This window comes from Bradyrhizobium sp. USDA 4354 (assembly GCF_054060315.1).
Genome location: NZ_JBSSDC010000001.1, coordinates 7,435,877 through 7,454,123 on the forward strand (window position 1 = coordinate 7,435,877; position 18,247 = coordinate 7,454,123).

Here is an 18,247-nt window from a genome sequence, read left to right on the forward strand (position 1 = left end):
CACCAGAGCGGCAATGGCCGTGCCTCAATCCTGGATCTTCGAAAAATCCGCGACCGCTCTCGTGGCGCTGCGGATTTCGTTCAGCAGCTTCAGGCGGTTCTCGCGCACCTTCGGATCGTCATCGTTGACGCGAACCTTGTCGAAGAACGCATCGACCGGCGGGCGCAGCTTTGCCATCACGCTCATGGCGGCGGCAAAGTCTTCCCTGGCGACGGCGGTGCCGGCTTCCGCCTTCACCTCGCCGATCGCCTTGGCCAGCGCCTTTTCCTCAGCGAGGCTGTAGAGCGCAGCATCGGGCGCGCCGTCGAAGGTCCGCTTGTCCTTCTTCTCCTCGATCGAGAGGATGTTGCTGGCGCGCTTGGTGCCGGCGAGCAGGTTCTTGCCGTCGTCGCTGTCGAGAAACTTGCCGAGCGCCTCGACGCGGCGGACGATCATGAGAAGATCGTCCTGGCCGCCGAGCGCGAACACGGCGTCGACGAGATCGTGCCGCGCGCCCTGCTCGCGGAGTTGGACTTTGAGGCGGTCGGCGAAGAAGGCGAGCAGGTCGCTCGGAAGCTTCTGCGCATCGGCGGGCTTCACCGAGAGGCCGGCAAGCGCGGACGCCGCTACCTTCATCAACGACAGACGAAGAGCGTTCTCGGCAATCAGCCTGATCACGCCGAGTGCCGCTCTCCGCAGCGCATAGGGGTCCTTGCTGCCCGTCGGCTTCTCGTCGATGGTCCAGAAGCCGACCAGCGTATCGAGCTTGTCGGCGAGCGCCACAGCGACGCTCACCGGATCGGTCGGCACGCGATCGGCGGGGCCCTGCGGCTTATAATGCTCCTCGCAGGCGGCAGCGACAGAGGCGTCCTCGCCCTGCGCCAGCGCGTAGTACTTGCCCATCAGACCCTGGACCTCGGGAAATTCGCCGACGACTTCGGTCAACAAATCCGCCTTCGCCAGATGCGCGGCCCGCGTGGCCTTCGCGACATCGGCGCCGACCAGCGGCGCGATCTCTGCGGCCAGACCCTCGATGCGCTTGATGCGCGCGGCCTGGGTGCCGAGCTTCTCGTGGAACACGATCTGATCGAACTTCGGCAGCCGGTCCTCGAGCTTCGTCTTGAGGTCCGTCTCGTAGAAGAACTTCGCATCCGACAGCCGCGCGCGGATGACGCGCTCGTTGCCAGCGATGATCGTCTTGCCGCCATCGGCCGCCTCGATATTGGCGACCAGGATGAACTTGCTCGCGAGCTTGCCCGTTTTGGGGTCGCGCACAACGAAGCACTTCTGGTTGTTGCGGATGGTGGCGCGGATGACTTCGTCGGGAGTCTTCAAGAACTCCGGCTCGAACGAGCCCATCAGCACGACCGGCCATTCGACGAGGCCGGCGACCTCGTCGAGCAGGGTCTGGTCCTCGACCAGCTCGAAGCCTTGCGCGAAGGCGATCTGCTTGGCGTCGGTGAGGATGGCGTCCCTACGGCGCTCGGGGTCGAGCACGACCTTGGCGTCGAGCAGCTTTGCCTCGTAGTCCTCGAAACGGCGCACCTGAATTGGCGCAGGCGCAAGGAAGCGATGGCCGTAAGTGGTCTGGCCGCTCTCGATGCCATCCACCGAAAAAACTTCACGACATCGGGCTCTTCGGTCTCGAGCCCGAACGTCGCGGTGATCGCTTGCAGCGGTCGCACCCAGTTCAGCGAGCCGGGCTTTCCGGAACGCGCGCCCCAGCGCATCGATTTCGGCCAGGGGAAGGTGCGGATGATCACGGGCAGGATTTCCGCGAGCACCTCGATCGCATCGCGGCCGGGCTTCTCGATCAACCCGATGTAGAAATCGCCCTTGGGGTCGCGCTGGATCTTGGCTTCCTCCAGCGATTTCAGACCTGTCGCTTTCAGAAAACCCTGCACAGCCGCCTCGGGCGCGCCGATCTTCGGGCCACGACGTTCGGTCTTGAGGTCGGGCTGGCGCGCAGGAATGCCGTGCACGGTGAGCGCAAGACGGCGCGGCGTCGCGAACGCTTTCGCGCCCTCGTAGACCAGGCCTTCGGCAACCAGCTTGTCGGTGACCATGCGGCGCAGATCGTCGGCCGCCTTCCCTTGCATGCGCGCGGGGATTTCTTCCGAGAACAATTCAAGCAAAAGATCGGGCATCAGGCCGCTCCGCCCGCTTCAGTGTGGATCCAGGCCTCGCCGCAGGCCTTGGCCAGCTCGCGCACACGCAGAATGTAGCTCTGCCGCTCCGTTACGGAGATCACGCCGCGCGCATCGAGCAGGTTGAAGACGTGGCTCGCCTTGATGCACTGGTCATAGGCCGGCAGCGCCATCAGATGCTGCCTGCTGTTGCTGCCTTCGCGCCAACCGGCGTCGAGATATTTCCTGCAGGCCGCTTCGGCCATCCTGAACTGCTCGAACAGCATCGCGGTGTCGGCGACTTCAAAGTTGTGCCGCGAATATTCCTGCTCCGCTTGCAGGAAGACGTCGCCATAGGTGACCTTGGCGTCGCCCTCGCGGCCGTTGAAGTTGAGGTCGTAGACGCGGTCGACGCCCTGCACATACATCGCGAGGCGTTCGAGGCCATAGGTGAGCTCGCCGGCGACAGGGGCGCATTCGAAGCCGGCGACCTGCTGGAAATAGGTGAACTGGCTGACCTCCATGCCGTCGCACCAGCACTCCCACCCCAAACCCCAGGCGCCAAGCGTCGGGCTCTCCCAGTCGTCCTCGACGAAGCGGATGTCGTGCACGGCGGAATCGATGCCGATCGCCGCAAGCGACTTCAGGTACAGCTCCTGAAGGTTCGGCGGCGACGGCTTCATGATCACCTGGAACTGGTAGTAGTGCTGCATCCGGTTCGGATTCTCGCCGTAGCGGCCGTCCTTGGGCCGGCGCGAGGGCTGCACATAGGCCGCGTTCCAGGGCTTGGGGCCGAGCGCGCGTAGCGTGGTCGCCGGATGGAAGGTGCCCGCGCCCATCTCCATGTCGTAGGGCTGCAGGATCACGCAGCCCTGCTCGGCCCAGAACCGCTGGAGCGCGAGGATGAAGCCCTGGAACGAGCGTTCCGGGCGCATATGGGCGGGCAATGAGGCGTCCATCGTCAGATCAGGCTCTCGCGGGGGGTTTTGAATCGCGCGGGACCGTATCGACGGCGGGGATGGGAATCAAGGCAAAGGGGGCCGGAAAGCAGTCCAGTTCTCCGTCATGGCCGGGCTCGTCCCGGCCATCCACGAACCTTTCTCGCGGCACGAAGAACGTGGATGCCCGGGACAAGCCCGGGCATGACGAGTGGCACCAGTTAACCCGGCCGGTAGGCTCCGGTGACGGGGTCACGCTTCAGCGTCTGGATATTCCCCATGCGAGCGGCTTCGGCGACGCGCGACAGGCGCATCTCCTCCAGCTCCTGGTTGATCCGGACAGCGGTCTTGTAGGCCCAGCGGACCACGGCAAGCCCGCCCAGGACGCCCGCGAAAGCGACGAACGGCGGCATCGGTCGATCCTTGTCTAGTGCTCAGCCCCCACCTGCATTGTTGCGCAGATGGACCCGCGCCGCAATTGGCTCACCTCGGGCCAAATGGCGCGGGAGGGGCCGGCCTAGAACCCGAATTTCGCCCAAATCGCGCGCGTCTCGACCGCCGAGATCAGCTCGTCCGGCAGGCCGGCCATTGATTCCAGGGCTGAAAGCTGCCCCGCGCCGGGCGCTTTCCGCCCCAGAAGGCCGGAGAGCAGCCCGGTCGGCTGCGCGATCACGGGCGTGAGAACCTTCTCACCATAGCGGGCACGAAGAGTTGAGCGGAGATCGCCGATGCCGTCGGCGAGCCCCAGCGCGATGGCGCTCTCGCCGGCCCAGTATTCGCCCGTGAACAACATGTCGTCCGCTCCCTTCAGTCGTGCGCCGCGGCTCTCCTTCACCAACGAGATGAAGATCTGGTGGATCTCGCGCTGGATCGCCTTCAGTCTAACGACGTCATCGGGATTTTCCGGGAGGAACGGGTCGAGCATCGCCTTGTGTTCGCCCGCTGTGTAGAGGCGCCGCTCGATGCCGAGCCGCTTGATCGCCTCCTGAAAACCGAAACTGCCGCCGACCACGCCGATCGAGCCGAGGATCGAGGACGGATCGCAGATGATCTCGTTGCCGGCGCAGGCGATCATGTAGCCCCCGGAGGCGGCGACGTCTTCGACGAACACGAGCACCGGCAGCTTCTTCTCCGTCGCGAGCTGCTTGATGCGCAAGTAGATCTGGCGCGACTGCACCGGCGAGCCGCCGGGCGAATTGATCACCAGCGCTACGGCCTTGGCGTGCCGATAGGAAAACGCGCGCTCGAGCACCCGCGCGACACCAGCAAGCGTCAAGCCGGGACGCAGCGGCGTCACCGCACCGATCACGCCCGACAGCCGCACCACCGGCACCACTGCCGTGCCGGGACGAAAGCGCGCCGGCAGATATTGCATGAGCTTGTCGGCCAGGCCGGAACTCTCACGATCGTTCAATTGTTCGTCCATGGCCTTACCTCTGATTAACCATTTCTTATCACGCGAGTGTCATTGAAAGTGCCTGGAACGTGTTTTGCAGAATCCTCGTTGGGAAGCTGCAATAGGCAGCGGAGGAAACGCCATGAAGATCTATCTGCTGTTGCTGCTGATCGGTGCGCTTTTCACGGCGATTCGCTTTACGTCCCCGCAAGAGCAGCAGACGGAATCGCTTCCGCAGTAGGCCGTCACGGCTCCGCCAGCGGCAACGCCGCCCTCCCCTCCAGAATATCCCTCACCTCTTTTTTAGGCACATTTGACTCGTCATTAAGCATGAGGCCCGGCAGCAATCGCGTCGGTGCCCGACCGCCTTTGACTGCGCGCACCAGCACGCGGATCGCAGGCTTTCCCGCTTCGCCATGAACCGGCAGGATCGCAAGGCTGCCGAAGCCCCGTGACAGCGCTGCCATGACGTCGCCGATTCCGTCCGCGCGCCAGATCAGAGTCAGAACGCCGCTCGATCGGAGAATACGCCGGGCTGCATGCACCCACGCATGCAGCGTCTCCTCTGTCGCCACATGCGCGGTGTGGCGCGCCTGATGCGGTGAGCCGCGATGGCGTGCGGGATCGTTGAAGGGCGGGTTCATCAGCACTGCGTCGACACTGTCAGGCAGGAGTCCGTTTGCTGCAAACGCATGCGCATCCGCGGTGACGTCGAGCACGATGGCCTCGGCGGCGATCGCGTTCGCCGCGGCATTGGCCCGCGCGAGCTCCGCCAGTTCCGGATCGATTTCGACCAGGCTGAGCCGGATCCCCTCTACGCGCCGAGCAAGCGCGAGCCCGGCCGTGCCGACGCCGGCGCCAAAATCGACCACGCGGTCCCCCGCCCGGGCGTCGGTCGCCGCTGCAAGCAGGACGGCGTCATGCCCGGCGCGATGGCCGGATCGCTTCTGCATCAAGCGCAACTGCCCGCCGAGAAAGGCGTCCTCGGTAATATCTGCGACCTCAATCATCGCTGCGCAGTTCGTGGCTGAGGCCTGCCTCGGTGAGGAGCGCCCTGGCCTCCTGGACGTCGTCCTCATGAACCAGGATCCGCCGCGGCAATATGCCGAGCGAGCCCTCGATGATGCTCATGTTCTGGTCCAGCACCAGATGATGGATGTTGGCACCGTCGAGCAGCGCGCCAATCGCCGACACCAGCACCATATCGTTGGTCCGAACCAGTTCACGCAAAACGAAAGACCTCCTGCCTGAAGGTGGCTAAAGCGGCAAATGTCAATGGTTCCGCGGGCCTTGCCGCATCCGCCGCCAGTTTCTATTGTATTTCCATCAGAATAGCCCTTCCGGGGCAAATATTGGAGACCGGCGTGGCCGTCATCGTACCTTTCGAAACTCCCGGCGCGTCGATCGAAGAGCTGGTTGCCCTTGTCGCCCCCGATATGGAGCGCGTCAATGCCACGATCCTGTCACGGACCGGGTCGGACGTGACCATGATCCCCGAAGTCGCCAACCACCTGATCTCCTCCGGGGGCAAACGCCTGCGGCCGATGCTGACGCTCGCCATGGCCAACCTCGCCGGCTATGCCGGCGACGGCCATATCAAGTTAGCTGCCTCCGTCGAGTTCATGCATACCGCCACCCTGCTCCACGACGACGTCGTCGACGAGAGCGAGATGCGCCGCGGCAAGCTGTCGGCGCGCATGCTCTGGGGCAACGAGGCGAGCGTGCTGGTCGGTGACTTCCTGCTGGGCCAGGCCTTCCGCATGATGGTCGAGGTCGGCTCGCTGCGTGCGCTCGACATCCTCTCCGCGGCCGCCGCGACCATCGCCGAGGGCGAGGTGATGCAGCTGGCCGCCGCCAAGAACACCGCGACCACCGAGGACGAATATCTCGCCGTGATCCGCGGCAAGACCGCCGAATTATTCGCAGCAGCCTGCGAGGTCGGTCCTGTCATCGCCAACCGCCCGAAGGCGGAGCAGACCGCGTGCCGCTCGGTCGGCATGAATCTCGGCATCGCCTTCCAGCTCGTCGACGACGTGCTCGACTACGGCGGCAAGAGCGCAAAGCTCGGCAAGAACACCGGTGACGACTTCCGCGAGGGCAAGATCACCCTTCCCGTCGTGCTCGCCTTCCGCCGCGGCAACGACACCGAGCGCGCGTTCTGGATCCGGGCGCTCGAGCGCGGCGAGATCGGCGACAGCGATCTCGATCACGCCCTCGGCCTGATGAACAAGCACCGCGCGCTCGAGGATACGCTGAGCCGCGCCCAGCACTACGGCGACATGGCCGTCGACGCACTCGCGCTGTTCCCGCCCTCGCCAATGAAGAGCGCGCTGGAGCAGGTCGTGGCGTTTTGTTTGGCACGGTCGCATTAGGCCTGACGCCCTTCGAGGCCTCCGCTACGCTCCGGCACCTCAGGGTGACGGTGACGGATAAGTGAGCGCTGCCTCCACCCGTCATTGCGAGCGCAGCGAAGCAATCCAGAATCCCGCCGCGGAAACAGTCTGGATTGCTTCGCTGCGCTCGCAATGACGGAGTGCGGCGCGACGGCATCGCTCGCTCTCATGTCCCGGACGCGCTGCAGCGTGAAACGCTGCTGCGCAGAGCCGGGACCCATGCGACATCCAGCGATCAGCAGTATGGGCCCCGGCTCTGCAGCGCACCGCAAAGAGGCGCTGCGCTGCGTCCGGGGCACGAGAGCGTCTGTCCAGCAACTGCGCTTCGTCTCATCAACAGAAGCCAGCCTCGTTTGCTCCGCATGCTTGGCCCAATCAGTTACTTGCATTTTGCAAGTTACCCCCCTAACCTCCCGCCATGCAGCCCAAATCCCCTTCCATCCTGGAATGCCCGGTCGGCCGCGCGGTGGAGACGGTCGGCGAATGGTGGAGCATCCTGATCCTGCGCGATGCGTTTCAAGGTGCGACGAAGTTCGACGAGTTCTCGCAGAGCCTCGGGATCGCGCCGAACATCCTGTCGCGGCGGCTTGCGCATCTCACCGAGAGCGGCATGTTCGTCCGCCGCCGCTATCAGGAGCGGCCGCCGCGCTACGAATACGTGCTGACCGACAAGGCGCGGGACTTCTTCCCGGTCATCGTCGCGCTGCTCGCCTGGGGCAACAAGCATCTCGCACCCAAAGGTGAATCCATCCTGCTGGCGAACCGGAGCGACGCTCGCCCGTTCGAGCCGGTCGTGGTCGACGCCGCCGACATGCGCCCGATCACGCTTGCCAACACGGTCGCCATTCCCGGTCCCCGCGCCAGCCGCGGCATGCGCGCCCGGCTCGCTTCGCTCAAAGCCATGAATCCGGCCGTTGCGCCGGCTGGAGACTGACATGCGTCGTATCGTCGTGACGGGAATGGGCGCGGTGTCGCCGCTCGGCTGCGGTGTCGAATTGTCCTGGCGGCGGCTGCTGGCCGGCCAAAGCGGGCTGCGCCCGCTGCCGGAATGGGCGCAGGCATTGCCGGCGCGCATTGCCGGGCTGGTGCCCGACGAGGCCGACGATGCCGAGGGCGGCTTCGACCCTGGACAGGCGGCGGCGCCAAAGGACCAGCGCAAGATGGACCGCTTCATCCTGTTCGCGCTGCTCGCCACTGCAGAAGCGGTCGCGCAAGCCAAATGGACGCCGCAGGACGCGAGCGCGCTGGAACGGACCGCGACGATCATCGCCTCCGGCGTCGGCGGCTTTCCCGCGATGGCGGAGGCGGTGCGCATCACCGAGCAGCGTGGTGCGCGCCGGCTCTCGCCATTCACGATCCCCTCGTTCCTTGCCAATCTCGCCGCCGGCCACGTCTCGATCAAATACGGCTACAAGGGTGCGCTGGGCACGCCGGTTACGGCGTGCGCGGCCGGTGTGCAGGCGATCGGCGATGCCGCGCGCATGATCCGCGCCGGCGAAGCCGACGTTGCGATCTGCGGCGGCGCCGAGGCCTGCATCGATATCGTCAGCCTCGGTGGCTTTGCGGCGGCACGTGCACTGTCGAGCGGCTTCAACGATGAGCCCGCCCGCGCCTCGCGCCCGTTCGATCGCGACCGCGACGGCTTTGTCATGGGCGAAGGCGCCGGCATCCTGGTGATCGAGGCGCTGGAGCATGCGCTCGCACGCGGCGCAACGCCGATCGCGGAGATCGTCGGCTACGGCACGACGTCGGACGCCTATCACATGACATCGGGTCCACCGGATGGCGAGGGCGCCCGCCGCGCCATGGAGATCGCGCTCAGGCAGGCGAGCCTCCTGCCCGCAGATCTCCAGCACCTCAACGCGCACGCGACCTCCACACCGGCCGGCGACGAGAGCGAGCTGGGCGCCATCGGCACGCTGTTCGGCCGCAATCGAAACTTAGCCGTGAGCGCGACCAAATCGGCCACCGGCCATCTGCTCGGCGCCGCCGGCGGGCTGGAAGCGATCTTCACCGTGCTCGCTTTGCGCGACCAGATCGCGCCGCCGACGCTCAACCTCGAAATTCCCGACGCGAGCGCCGACGGCATCGACATCGTCGCCGGTGCAGCGCGGCCGATGCCGATGCAGCATGCCATCTCCAACGGGTTCGGCTTCGGCGGGGTGAATGCCAGCGTGATCTTCCGCCGGATGGGCTGAACGAGAGGCCTTGCAATCGCCGCCCGCTCCGCTACGAAAACAGGATGACCGAAACCAATTTCTGGCTGTTCCTGGCCGCAGCATTCCTCATTGCGGCAATTCCCGGCCCCGGCATTTTTTACGTCGCGGCACGGACCTTGTCGGAGGGGCGCACCAGCGGCTTTGCCTCGACCGCGGGCACGGCGCTGGGTGGCATGGTCCATGTCGTGGCCGGCAGCGTCGGCATCTCCGCGGTCATCCTGGCCAGCGCGGAACTGTTTGCCGCCGTGAAATTCGTCGGCGCGCTCTATCTGGTCTGGCTTGGCATCAAGACATATCAACGCGCCGGCCGCGCGCTGTCGCTCGAGGGCGAGCCCGTCGGCGACAAGCGCGCGTTCCGCGACGGCGTGCTGGTGGAGGCACTGAACCCGAAGACCGCGGCGTTCTTCCTCGCCTTCATTCCGCAATTCCTCGATCCTGCGGGATCGAACCCGACGCTGCAATTCATCATGCTCGGCGCGATCTCGGTCGCACTGAACACGCTCGCCGATGTCGTCGTGGTGCTGATGGCCTCCGCGACGCGCGCGCAGCTGATCGGACGGCCGCAGCTGATGCGGCGCCTCACGCAGAGCTCCGGCGTCTTCATCGCCGGCCTTGGGCTCTCGCTCGCGCTGGCGCGGCGGCCGGCAAATGGATAGCTCCCCGCAAGACCGCTTCTATGAATCGCACGGCCTGCGGCTGCATTACGCCGACTGGGGCCACGAGGGCGCGCCACCCCTCATCCTGGTCCATGGCGGCCGCGATCATTGCCGGAGCTGGGATCACATCGCCCGATCGTTGCAGCCGCATTTTCGCGTGCTCGCGCCCGACCTGCGGGGTCACGGCGATTCCGACTGGACCCGTGGCGGCAGCTACGCGCTGACCGAATATGTCTACGATCTTACCCAGCTCGTCCGCAGCATCGCAGCACCTGAAGTCACTCTCATCGGCCATTCGATGGGCGGCATGGTCAGCCTGATCTTTTCGGGCTCGTTCCCGGAGCAGGTCACGAAGCTCGTCGTCCTCGACGGCGTGACCATGTTGCCGGATACGCCGAAGGCGCCGGCGCATGAGCGCATCGGTAAATGGGTGGCCCAGCTCGACAAGCTGCACGACCGCACCCCGCGCCGCTATGCGACGCTAGAGGACGCGGCCGCGCAGATGGTGCTTCACAACAAGCGGTTGTCCCGCGACCTCGCGCTGCATCTCGCCACGCATGGCGCACGGCAGAACGAGGACGGCACCTATTGCTGGAAATTCGACCCCTATCAGCGCGCCTCTGCGCCGCACCGGCTCTGGCCGGACGACCACGTCGCGCTGTGGTCACGCATCGCCTGCCCGACGCTGCTGCTCAATGCCGGCGAAAGCTTTCTGGCTGGCGCAAAGGCCGCCGGCCTGGAGCGGCACTTCCAGAACGCGCGCATCGAGACCATCGCCGGGGCAGGACACTGGCTGCAGCATGACAAGCCGCAGGAGGTGTTGGGTGAGATCCGGCAGTTTCTCGGGCTTGACGACGACGGCGCGGGTTAGCTCAACTACATCCACGTCATTGCGAGCGTAGCGAAGCAATCCAGAGTGTCACCGCTGAGAGATTCTGGATTGCTTCGCTACGCTCGCAATGACGAACAGAGCTAGCTCAACGTCCCCGCATGCACCCACCAGCCGGGGTGATCGCGGCGGATCTTTTCGGCGGCGGCGTGCGCCTCCGTGGGTGCGCCATAGATCGCAAAGCACGTCGCCCCGGAACCGGACATGCGGGCGAGCTTGACGCCGGCTGAGTCGCGCAACGCGTCCAGCACCTCACCGATCACAGGCTCGATCCGCAGCGCAGGCGCTTCGAGGTCGTTGGCGACGGTGTCGAGAACCTCGACCCAATCGGAAATCGAGACGCCCTCCTCCGGCCAGGCCGGAGCGCGGATGACGTCGGTGACGCCAACCAGAAGCTCGCCGTTGCGCAGGCCCAGCGCCTGGAACACATCCTTGGTGGCAACAGGCACGCGCGGATTGACCATGACGCAGGGCATGCTCGGCAGCGCGAGCGGCAGCAGCTGCTCGCCGACGCCGGTCATGTCGCAGGCGCGCGAGACGAGGCACACCGGCACATCCGCGCCGGTCGCGAGCGCGACTTTCTGAAGACGGGGATCATCGAGCGACAAATCGTTGAGACGGGCCAGGAGCCGCAGCGCTGCCGCGGCGTCCGCCGAGCCGCCGCCGATACCGGCCGCCACGGGGAGCACCTTATCCAGCGCGAAGGCGCCCAGCTTCAGGCTAGGGACGGCCTCGGCCAGAAGCTTGGCAGCCTTGAGCACAAGATTGTCGGCGGTATCGCCGCAGGCGGCCGCCAGCGGCCCGGTGGTGGTGAGCTTCAGCTCGCCGCCCGGCTCCAGCGTGAGCCGGTCGGCACAGTCGGCAAACGCGACCACGCTTTCGAGATCATGATAGCCGTCCGTACGACGGCCGACGACGCGAAGGCTCAAATTGACCTTCGCCCGCCCTTCTTCAATCAACGCCGACATTGGCGATCAGCCCCCAAACGCTCTCTCAGCCGCCCTTGCCGTCGTCCTTCTTCTTTTCCGCCTGCGCGGCCGAAGAGTTCGAACTGTCGTCGGCGAGACCGTTGGCGATCTTGGCCTCGATCTTCGGCAGTTCTTCCGGCTCGGGCTTGAGATCGCGCGCATGCGACCACTGGAACTTGGCTTCCAGCGTGCGGCCGACGCGCCAATAGGCGTCGCCGAGATGGTCGTTGATGGTGGGATCCTCGGGCTTGAGATCGATCGCGCGCTCGAGGTTCTTCACCGCTTCCTCGTAATTGCCGATGCGGTAATAGGCCCAGCCGAGGGAATCGACGATGTAGCCGTCGTCGGGACGTTGCTCGACGGCACGCTTGATCATCTTCATGCCTTCGTCGAGATTGATGCCCTGGTCGATCCAGGAATAGCCGAGATAGTTGAGGACATGCGGCTGGTCGGGCTGGAGCTCAAGCGCTTTCTTCATGTCGGCCTCGGCCTTGGCCCACTGCTTGGAGCGCTCCTCGCAGATACCGCGATAATAGTACCAGACGCTGTTGGCCTTGTCGTTGCCGGCCGGCAGCACGTCGATTCCTTGCGAATAGGTCGCGCCACAGTCGCCGAACCTCTTGCGACCGCGCTCGATATTGCCGAGCGCCATGATGGCTTCGAGGTCCTTGGCATCCTCCGTGGTGACGCCCTTGAGGATCTTGATCGCCTCGTCGGTGCGGTCCGCGGAGTCGAGATCGATGGCGAGCTGAATCTGCGCATTGCGCTTGAGCGGCGAGGTCGCCGGCACGCGCTCATAAACCTTGATCGCCATCTTCGGCCGCTTCACCGATTCATAGAGGTCGGCGAGCGAGAGCAGCGCCAGCGGATGGCTCGGCTGCAGGTAGAGCGAAAGCTGGAGATAGACCAGCGCCAGATCCTCGCCGCCGCGGCGGGTCAGCGTGGCGCCGATGCCGTAGAGCGCTTCGGCGGCGCCTCCTTGCGCGGAATCGACCAGCGGCGGCATCTTCTTGCCGGCCTTGGTCTCGCGCAGGCCTTCCTGGATCAGCGGATGGCGCGCAAGCTTCTTGTCGAAGGCCTGATAGACGGTGGTCGCGGCGGCGGAATCCTTGTTGCGCGACAGCCAGCGCGCATAGGCCTCGGTCACGCGCAGCATGGAATCGTCGAGCTTGTAGGCGCGCTCGAAGCGGGTGCCGGCGTCTTTCTCCTTGCCGGAGAGCTCCAGGATCATGCCGGCATGAAGGTCCTTGAACAGCGGATACCATTCCGGACCGGCCAGCTTGTCGATGGTGGCGACACCGCCCTTGGCATCGCCGGCGCCATAGGCGGCCCAGCCCGACAGCAGCGTCGCGACCAGATCGGTGATAGGACCGCGGATCGACTGGTTGATGTTGGTCTGCGCGGCCGCATACTTCTTCAGCTTGAGGTCATGCACGCCGACCACGAGACGCGCGACGCGGTTGGTCTTGTCGATGGTGAGGATACGCTCGGCGAGCTTGACCGCCTCGTCGATGTCGCCGTCGGCGACCGACGAGATGAAGGCACGGTCGAGCAGCTCGTTGTTCTTGGGATCGGTGCGGAGCGCCGAACGGTAGAATGCGGCGGCGGACGCCGCGTCACGCTCGACGCTGGCGTGGCGGGCGGCGAGATAGCTGCCGGCACCGGTGAGCGACTTCAGATCGTTTCTAGTCGGAAATTGCGCCGCCGTGTTCTCCGGATGATCCGGCGTCTGCGCCAGAACCGCGCTGGGGGCCGCCACGATCGCGGTACCTATGAGGGCGATGGCGGCAGCAGTCCAGCGGTTGAAACGATTTGAAAACATCAGGGCTCGCCTTGAGTTGGTAGTGCCTGGGTTTGCAGCAGAAGGCCGTATCGCATGCGAACGCGGCCGGTGGCATCGGGACCCGGAACCGTCAGGCCGACAATGCCGCTTTTGGCGCTTCGCCGCAAGGATTCGGACCGGGAGATCCCCCCGCACGCCCCAAACCGGCCCAATGAATCCGCCAAGAGCGCCCAAGACGCCGCTACTATGGCCTTATCGTGGCCGCGACAGGTGGCCGCGGCCCGCTTCTCACGCGAACGTGCGCCAGATCACCAGCGTGACCCGCCCTTACATCGCCTCGTAGTTCGGGCCTCCGCCGCCCTCCGGGGGAACCCAGGTGATGTTGCCGTTAGGATCCTTCACGTCGCAAGTCTTGCAGTGGACGCAGTTCTGGGCGTTGATCTGGAAGCGTGGGCCGGAGCCCTCCTCGATCCATTCATAGACGCCGGCCGGGCAGTAGCGATTCGAGGGACCGGCGTAGACGTCGTGCTCGGAGCTCTTCTGGAGGTTCATGTCGGTGACCTTCAGATGGATCGGCTGGTCCTCCTCGTGATTGGTGTTGGACAGGAACACCGAGGACAGCTTGTCGAACGTGATCTTGCCATCGGGCTTCGGGTAATTCCTGGGCGCGTGGCTCTTGGCCGGATCGAGCGTGGCTCGGTCGGGCTTGAGATGCGACTGGGTGCCGAACAGCGAAGCGCCGAACAGCGTGTTGCACCACATGTCGAAGCCGCCGAGCGCGACGCCGAGCACCGTGCCGAACTTCGACCACAGCGGCTTGACGTTGCGGACCAGGAACAAATCCTTGCCGACCGACGAGGAGCGCCAGGCGTTCTCGTACTCGACGAGCTCGTCATTGGCGCGATCCGCCGCGAGTGCGGCTGCGACATGTTCGGCGGCCAGCATGCCCGTGCCCATCGCATTGTGCACGCCCTTGATGCGCGGCACGTTGACGAAGCCGGCCGCGCAGCCGATCAGCGCGCCGCCGGGGAAGCTGAGCTTCGGCACCGACTGGTAGCCGCCCTCGGTGATCGCACGCGCACCATAGGCGAGCCGCTTGGCCCCTTCGAAGGTGCCGCGGATCGACGGGTGTGTCTTGAAGCGCTGGAACTCGTCGAACGGCGAGAGATAAGGGTCGTCGTAGTTGAGGTGGACGACGAAGCCGACTGCCACGAGATTATCGTCGTAGTGATAGAGGAACGACCCGCCGCCGGTCTTCAGGTCGAGCGGCCAGCCGAACGAATGCTGGATCAAGCCCTTCTGGTGCTTGGCGGGATCGATCTGCCAGACTTCCTTGAGGCCGATGCCGAATTTCGGCGGCTCGCTCTTGGCATCCAGCGCAAACTTGTTGATGAGCTGCTTGGTCAGGCTGCCGCGCGCGCCTTCGGCGAACAGCGTGTACTTGCCGAGCAATTCCATGCCGCGAGTGAACGAGTCTTTCGGCTTGCCGTCGCGGCCGATGCCCATGTCGCCAGTGGCGATGCCCTTGACCTTGCCCTCTTCGTCGTAGAGCACCTCGGCCGCCGCAAAGCCCGGATAGATCTCGACGCCGAGCGCCTCTGCCCTGCGCGCCAGCCAGCGGCAGACATTGCCGAGCGAGCCGATATAGCAGTGATGATTGTCCATCAGCGGCGGCATCATGAAATTCGGCAGCTTGATCGCGCCGCCGCCGGTCATCCAGTAGAAGCGGTCGTCCTTGACCTGCGTCTTCAACGGGCAGTCAGGATCCTCGCGCCAGTCCGGGATCAGCTTGTCGAGCCCGGCCGGGTCAATGACAGCGCCGGAGAGAATATGCGCGCCGACCTCGGAGCCCTTCTCCACCACGACCACGTTGAGATCGGCGTTGAGCTGCTTCAGCCGGATCGCGGCCGACAGTCCCGAGGGGCCGGCACCGACGATGACGACGTCGAATTCCATGGATTCGCGCGGGGGAAGTTCTTCGGTGCTCATCTGATCTCAGCCCTTGAGACGGTCCTTCGTCGTTTGCGCCCTCTTGTTTCCGATTTTTCCGGGTAGGACAACCTCGGAATCGCGTTCCGCCGGGATGCAAGGTCGTCCAAACGGGACCTCCCCGGTTCTGGTACGCCAGAACCGGGGAGGTCCCGATCATTTTTTGACGCGTTTTCTTCACGCGAACCGGTGTCCACTTCGCTTGAAAACGCTATGCTATAAAAGTCAGACTTTCACATGATCCCCGAACCCGCACCCACCGTCCGAGAGCTGCTCGCCTTCTATCTGGAGGCCGGTGTCGACTGCACGCTGGCGGAGGAACCGATAGACCGCCTGGCGGAAATCGATGCTCCGCCACCTAGCCCGCGCGCGGCGCCGCCAGCCGAGGCGCCGCGGCCGGTCGCCGCGCCCGCGGTCATGCGCGGCGAAGCCGCACCTGCACCGGACGTCGCCATCGCCTCGGCACGCGAGGCGGCGCGCACTGCGCCGACCCTGGAGGCGCTGCGCGAGCTGATGCAGAACTTCGAGGGCTGCGCGTTGAAGCACACCGCAACGCGGCTGGTGTTCGCCGACGGCAATCCGCAGGCGCGCATCATGTTCGTCGGCGAGGCGCCCGGCCGCGACGAGGACATCGAGGGACTGCCCTTCGTCGGACGCAGCGGCAAGCTGCTCGATCTGATGATAGGAGCCATAGGCCTCAACCGCAGCACCGCGTACATCGCCAACGTCATTCCCTGGCGGCCGCCCGGCAACCGCACGCCGACGCCGCAGGAGACGCAAATCTGCCTGCCCTTCATCCAGCGCCAGATCGAGCTGGTGAACCCGGACGTGCTGGTGACGCTCGGCAATCCCTCGACGCAGACTCTGCTCGGAACCCGCGAGGGGATCATGCGCACCCGCGGGCGCTGGTTCGACTACGATACAGGTGGGCGCACCATCCGCGCGCTGCCGACGTTTCACCCGGCCTATCTGCTGCGCTCGCCGGCGTACAAGCGGCTGGCCTGGCAGGATCTGCGATCGATCGCGAAGGCGCTGGCGGGATGATGCTCTCGTGTCACGGACGCGATGCGGCGCGATAGCGCTGCTTCGCAGAGCCGAGACCCAGCGAGCAACACAGGATGATGCGGCGAGATGGCCCCGGCTCTGCAGCGCACCGCCGAAGAGGCGCTGCGCAGCGTCCAGGGCACGAGAACTACCTCACGCCCCCTTCGGTCGCACGATGGCCCAGCCGATGCGCAAGAGCTGCTGGCGGCCGGTCACCAGCCATTCGAAGGCGCGCGGCACTTCCGGCACGATGCCGGGGAAGCGCTTGAGGATCTCCGGCGGCGGAGTGCCGGCGGTGTCGGAGGCGCGCCAGACCACGACGCCGCCGGTCTCGCTGAACTTCGTCGGGTTCATCCACGGCGTACGCGCCGGATCGGCGTCGATGAAGAGATGCGGCCGGCCGGAATGCAGCGCGATCAGGCTGGCGAGCTGGGTCTCGCCGGCGACGGCCCGCAGACGATGGTTGGTGCGGCGGGCAAAGCTCTCGTCGAAGAAGTCCGAGATCGCGCGCGCCGGGATCGAGGTCGCAATCTCGCCTGTGCCGGTCCAGGGCAGGAACAGGACGGCGAGCACCACGCCGGCGGCGGGTGCGACGACGGCGGCAGCCCAGACCATGCGCAGCATCCGCGCGCGGCGCATCGCGATGAGATCGCCGGCCGCGACGACCACGGCAAGCCCCGACATGACTAGCACGACACCGGCGCCGCCGACGACGGAGTCGAGCCCCAGCAGGCCGGAGATCAGCACCGCGCCGAGCGGCGCAGCCAGCGCGAAGAAATAGACGAAGTTGCGCGCGAGCGGCTCGACCGGCGGGCGGTAGATGATCGGCGGCTCCTCGCCCTTGCCGGCGAACAGCCCGGTGTTGAGAAAGGTCAGCGCCGGGATCGCGGCAGCCCCGAGCACCAACCCTCCGAGCAGCCAGGCCGCATGCAGCGCGCGGGCGTTGAGCTCGGCGACTTGCGGCAAGGCCGGCAGCGTCAAGGTCCCGGCACGCGTCAGCCAGACCGCATAGGGCAGCGCCAACACGGCGACGACGATCAGCGCAAACAGCGGATCGAGCCCGCGCAGCGTCCTGCGGCCGCCGGCGGTCGAGACCGCGAAGACGACGATCAGCAGGAGGAGAAAGATCGCAGCGGGTGTCGTCAGCAGCAAAAGGCCTGCTTCGATCGACCAGGCGAACCAGGCATTGCCGCGGCGCTGGCCGATGATCTGCCAGGAGTGCAGCAGCAGCAGCGCCCAGAGAGGGCGGGCCAGCACGAGCGGGCCGTAATCCAGCCCAGGCGAGGAGAAGGTCAGCACAGTCATGGTCAGGAGCACGGCGAGCACCGCCTGCTGCGAGCCGACCACGGCGCGGGAGAGATGATAGAGCGCGATGAAGGTCGCGATCTCGCAGACCTCGGCGAGCACATAGACGCCGAACATGTGGCCGCCGGCGAGACGATAGGCGATGTCGGCAAGCCAGACCGGCAGCGGCGGGCCGAGATCGGTGCCGACCTGGTACTCGCGGCCGAAGGCCAGCAGCGTCGCAAGGTCGCCGGGCGGGCTGCGGTAGAACACCAGCGCCACGAACAGCCACATCGCGGCCTGAAGCAGCACGACAATCCACACGATCAGCCGGGGCCGGGCGCGAATGAGCTCGATGACCAGGGAGGTAAACCGCATGCAACGTCCGAATGATGCAGCCAGTCCAGCCGGCCCTATTCGCTCACATCCGTTTTGATAATGGGCGCTGCGCGTCGTGGCAACTTCGGTGTGCTCGTCTCCCCGTTCTTACGGGGGAGAGGATCGGGGTGAGGGGCTGCATCGGCAATCACCGTGACAGATGGACTCGTGGAGACTCTCCCTCACCCGGAATGCATCTTCGATG

At 65.7% G+C, this 18,247-nt stretch carries 15 protein-coding genes and 1 pseudogene; 6 read left to right on the top strand and 10 right to left on the bottom strand.

Features of this window, described 5'->3' with window-relative positions:
- Nucleotides 1-24: 24 nt before the first annotated feature.
- The 6 genes and pseudogenes from glyS to ACVIIV_RS34625 form a co-directional block, all read right to left on the bottom strand.
- Nucleotides 25-2,126, bottom strand: a pseudogene (gene glyS / locus ACVIIV_RS34600) (glycine--tRNA ligase subunit beta).
- The gene (locus ACVIIV_RS34605; RefSeq protein WP_456748184.1) at nt 2,126-3,064 is read right to left on the bottom strand and encodes a glycine--tRNA ligase subunit alpha; all 939 of its coding nucleotides are present in this window, start codon (nt 3,062-3,064) and stop codon (nt 2,126-2,128) included. The pseudogene glyS and the gene ACVIIV_RS34605 overlap by 1 nt, the downstream one beginning before the upstream one ends.
- Nucleotides 3,065-3,264: 200 nt before the next feature.
- Entirely contained in the window at nt 3,265-3,456 is a 192-nt protein-coding gene (locus ACVIIV_RS34610) for a hypothetical protein (protein ID WP_456748185.1), read from the bottom strand.
- A 104-nt stretch (nt 3,457-3,560) separates the two neighbouring features.
- A complete protein-coding gene (locus ACVIIV_RS34615; protein WP_456748186.1) occupies nt 3,561-4,469 on the bottom strand; it encodes a S49 family peptidase in 909 nt (302 codons plus the stop codon).
- Between the two features lie 215 nt (nt 4,470-4,684).
- Nucleotides 4,685-5,449 carry a tRNA1(Val) (adenine(37)-N6)-methyltransferase gene (locus tag ACVIIV_RS34620; protein ID WP_456748187.1) on the bottom strand — a complete coding sequence of 255 codons (765 nt, stop codon included), beginning with the start codon at nt 5,447-5,449 and terminating at the stop codon, nt 4,685-4,687.
- Entirely contained in the window at nt 5,442-5,669 is a 228-nt protein-coding gene (locus ACVIIV_RS34625) for a putative signal transducing protein (protein ID WP_456748188.1), read from the bottom strand. Before ACVIIV_RS34625 ends, ACVIIV_RS34620 begins: the two co-directional genes overlap by 8 nt.
- Before the next feature lie 134 nt (nt 5,670-5,803).
- Between ACVIIV_RS34625 and ACVIIV_RS34630 the strand changes: the two genes are divergently transcribed.
- From ACVIIV_RS34630 to ACVIIV_RS34650, 5 genes are all read left to right on the top strand, one after another.
- Entirely contained in the window at nt 5,804-6,811 is a 1,008-nt protein-coding gene (locus tag ACVIIV_RS34630) for a polyprenyl synthetase family protein (protein ID WP_456748189.1), read from the top strand.
- A 439-nt stretch (nt 6,812-7,250) separates the two neighbouring features.
- Nucleotides 7,251-7,766: a winged helix-turn-helix transcriptional regulator gene (locus ACVIIV_RS34635; protein ID WP_456748190.1), complete on the top strand. Its 516-nt coding sequence runs from the start codon at nt 7,251-7,253 to the stop codon at nt 7,764-7,766.
- Between the two features lies 1 nt (nt 7,767).
- A complete protein-coding gene (gene fabF / locus ACVIIV_RS34640; protein ID WP_456748191.1) occupies nt 7,768-9,030 on the top strand; it encodes a beta-ketoacyl-ACP synthase II in 1,263 nt (420 codons plus the stop codon).
- A gap of 44 nt (nt 9,031-9,074) precedes the next feature.
- Complete coding sequence (locus tag ACVIIV_RS34645) at nt 9,075-9,707, top strand: LysE family translocator (RefSeq protein ID WP_456748192.1); 633 nt, start codon at nt 9,075-9,077, stop codon at nt 9,705-9,707.
- Complete coding sequence (locus ACVIIV_RS34650) at nt 9,700-10,578, top strand: alpha/beta fold hydrolase (RefSeq protein WP_456748193.1); 879 nt, start codon at nt 9,700-9,702, stop codon at nt 10,576-10,578. Before ACVIIV_RS34645 ends, ACVIIV_RS34650 begins: the two co-directional genes overlap by 8 nt.
- 101 nt (nt 10,579-10,679) lie before the next feature.
- Here the strand turns inward: ACVIIV_RS34650 and ACVIIV_RS34655 are convergent, their stop codons facing one another.
- The 3 genes from ACVIIV_RS34655 to ACVIIV_RS34665 all read right to left on the bottom strand — a co-directional run bounded on the left by ACVIIV_RS34655 (nt 10,680) and on the right by ACVIIV_RS34665 (nt 15,336).
- A complete protein-coding gene (locus ACVIIV_RS34655) occupies nt 10,680-11,564 on the bottom strand; it encodes a 4-(cytidine 5'-diphospho)-2-C-methyl-D-erythritol kinase (RefSeq protein WP_456748194.1) in 885 nt (294 codons plus the stop codon).
- 25 nt (nt 11,565-11,589) lie between these two features.
- Nucleotides 11,590-13,386, bottom strand: coding sequence for a tetratricopeptide repeat protein (locus ACVIIV_RS34660; RefSeq protein ID WP_456748195.1), 1,797 nt, complete (start codon nt 13,384-13,386; stop codon nt 11,590-11,592).
- Between the two features lie 288 nt (nt 13,387-13,674).
- Nucleotides 13,675-15,336, bottom strand: a complete 1,662-nt coding sequence (locus ACVIIV_RS34665) for an electron transfer flavoprotein-ubiquinone oxidoreductase (protein WP_456748196.1) — start codon at nt 15,334-15,336, stop codon at nt 13,675-13,677.
- Nucleotides 15,337-15,573: 237 nt separating this feature from the next.
- Between ACVIIV_RS34665 and ACVIIV_RS34670 the strand changes: the two genes are divergently transcribed.
- Nucleotides 15,574-16,380, top strand: a complete 807-nt coding sequence (locus ACVIIV_RS34670; protein ID WP_456748197.1) for a uracil-DNA glycosylase — start codon at nt 15,574-15,576, stop codon at nt 16,378-16,380.
- A gap of 153 nt (nt 16,381-16,533) precedes the next feature.
- On the opposite strand, the gene ACVIIV_RS34675 is transcribed toward ACVIIV_RS34670, so the two are convergent.
- Nucleotides 16,534-18,042: a glycosyltransferase family 39 protein gene (locus tag ACVIIV_RS34675; RefSeq protein WP_456748198.1), complete on the bottom strand. Its 1,509-nt coding sequence runs from the start codon at nt 18,040-18,042 to the stop codon at nt 16,534-16,536.
- Nucleotides 18,043-18,247: the final 205 nt, after the last annotated feature.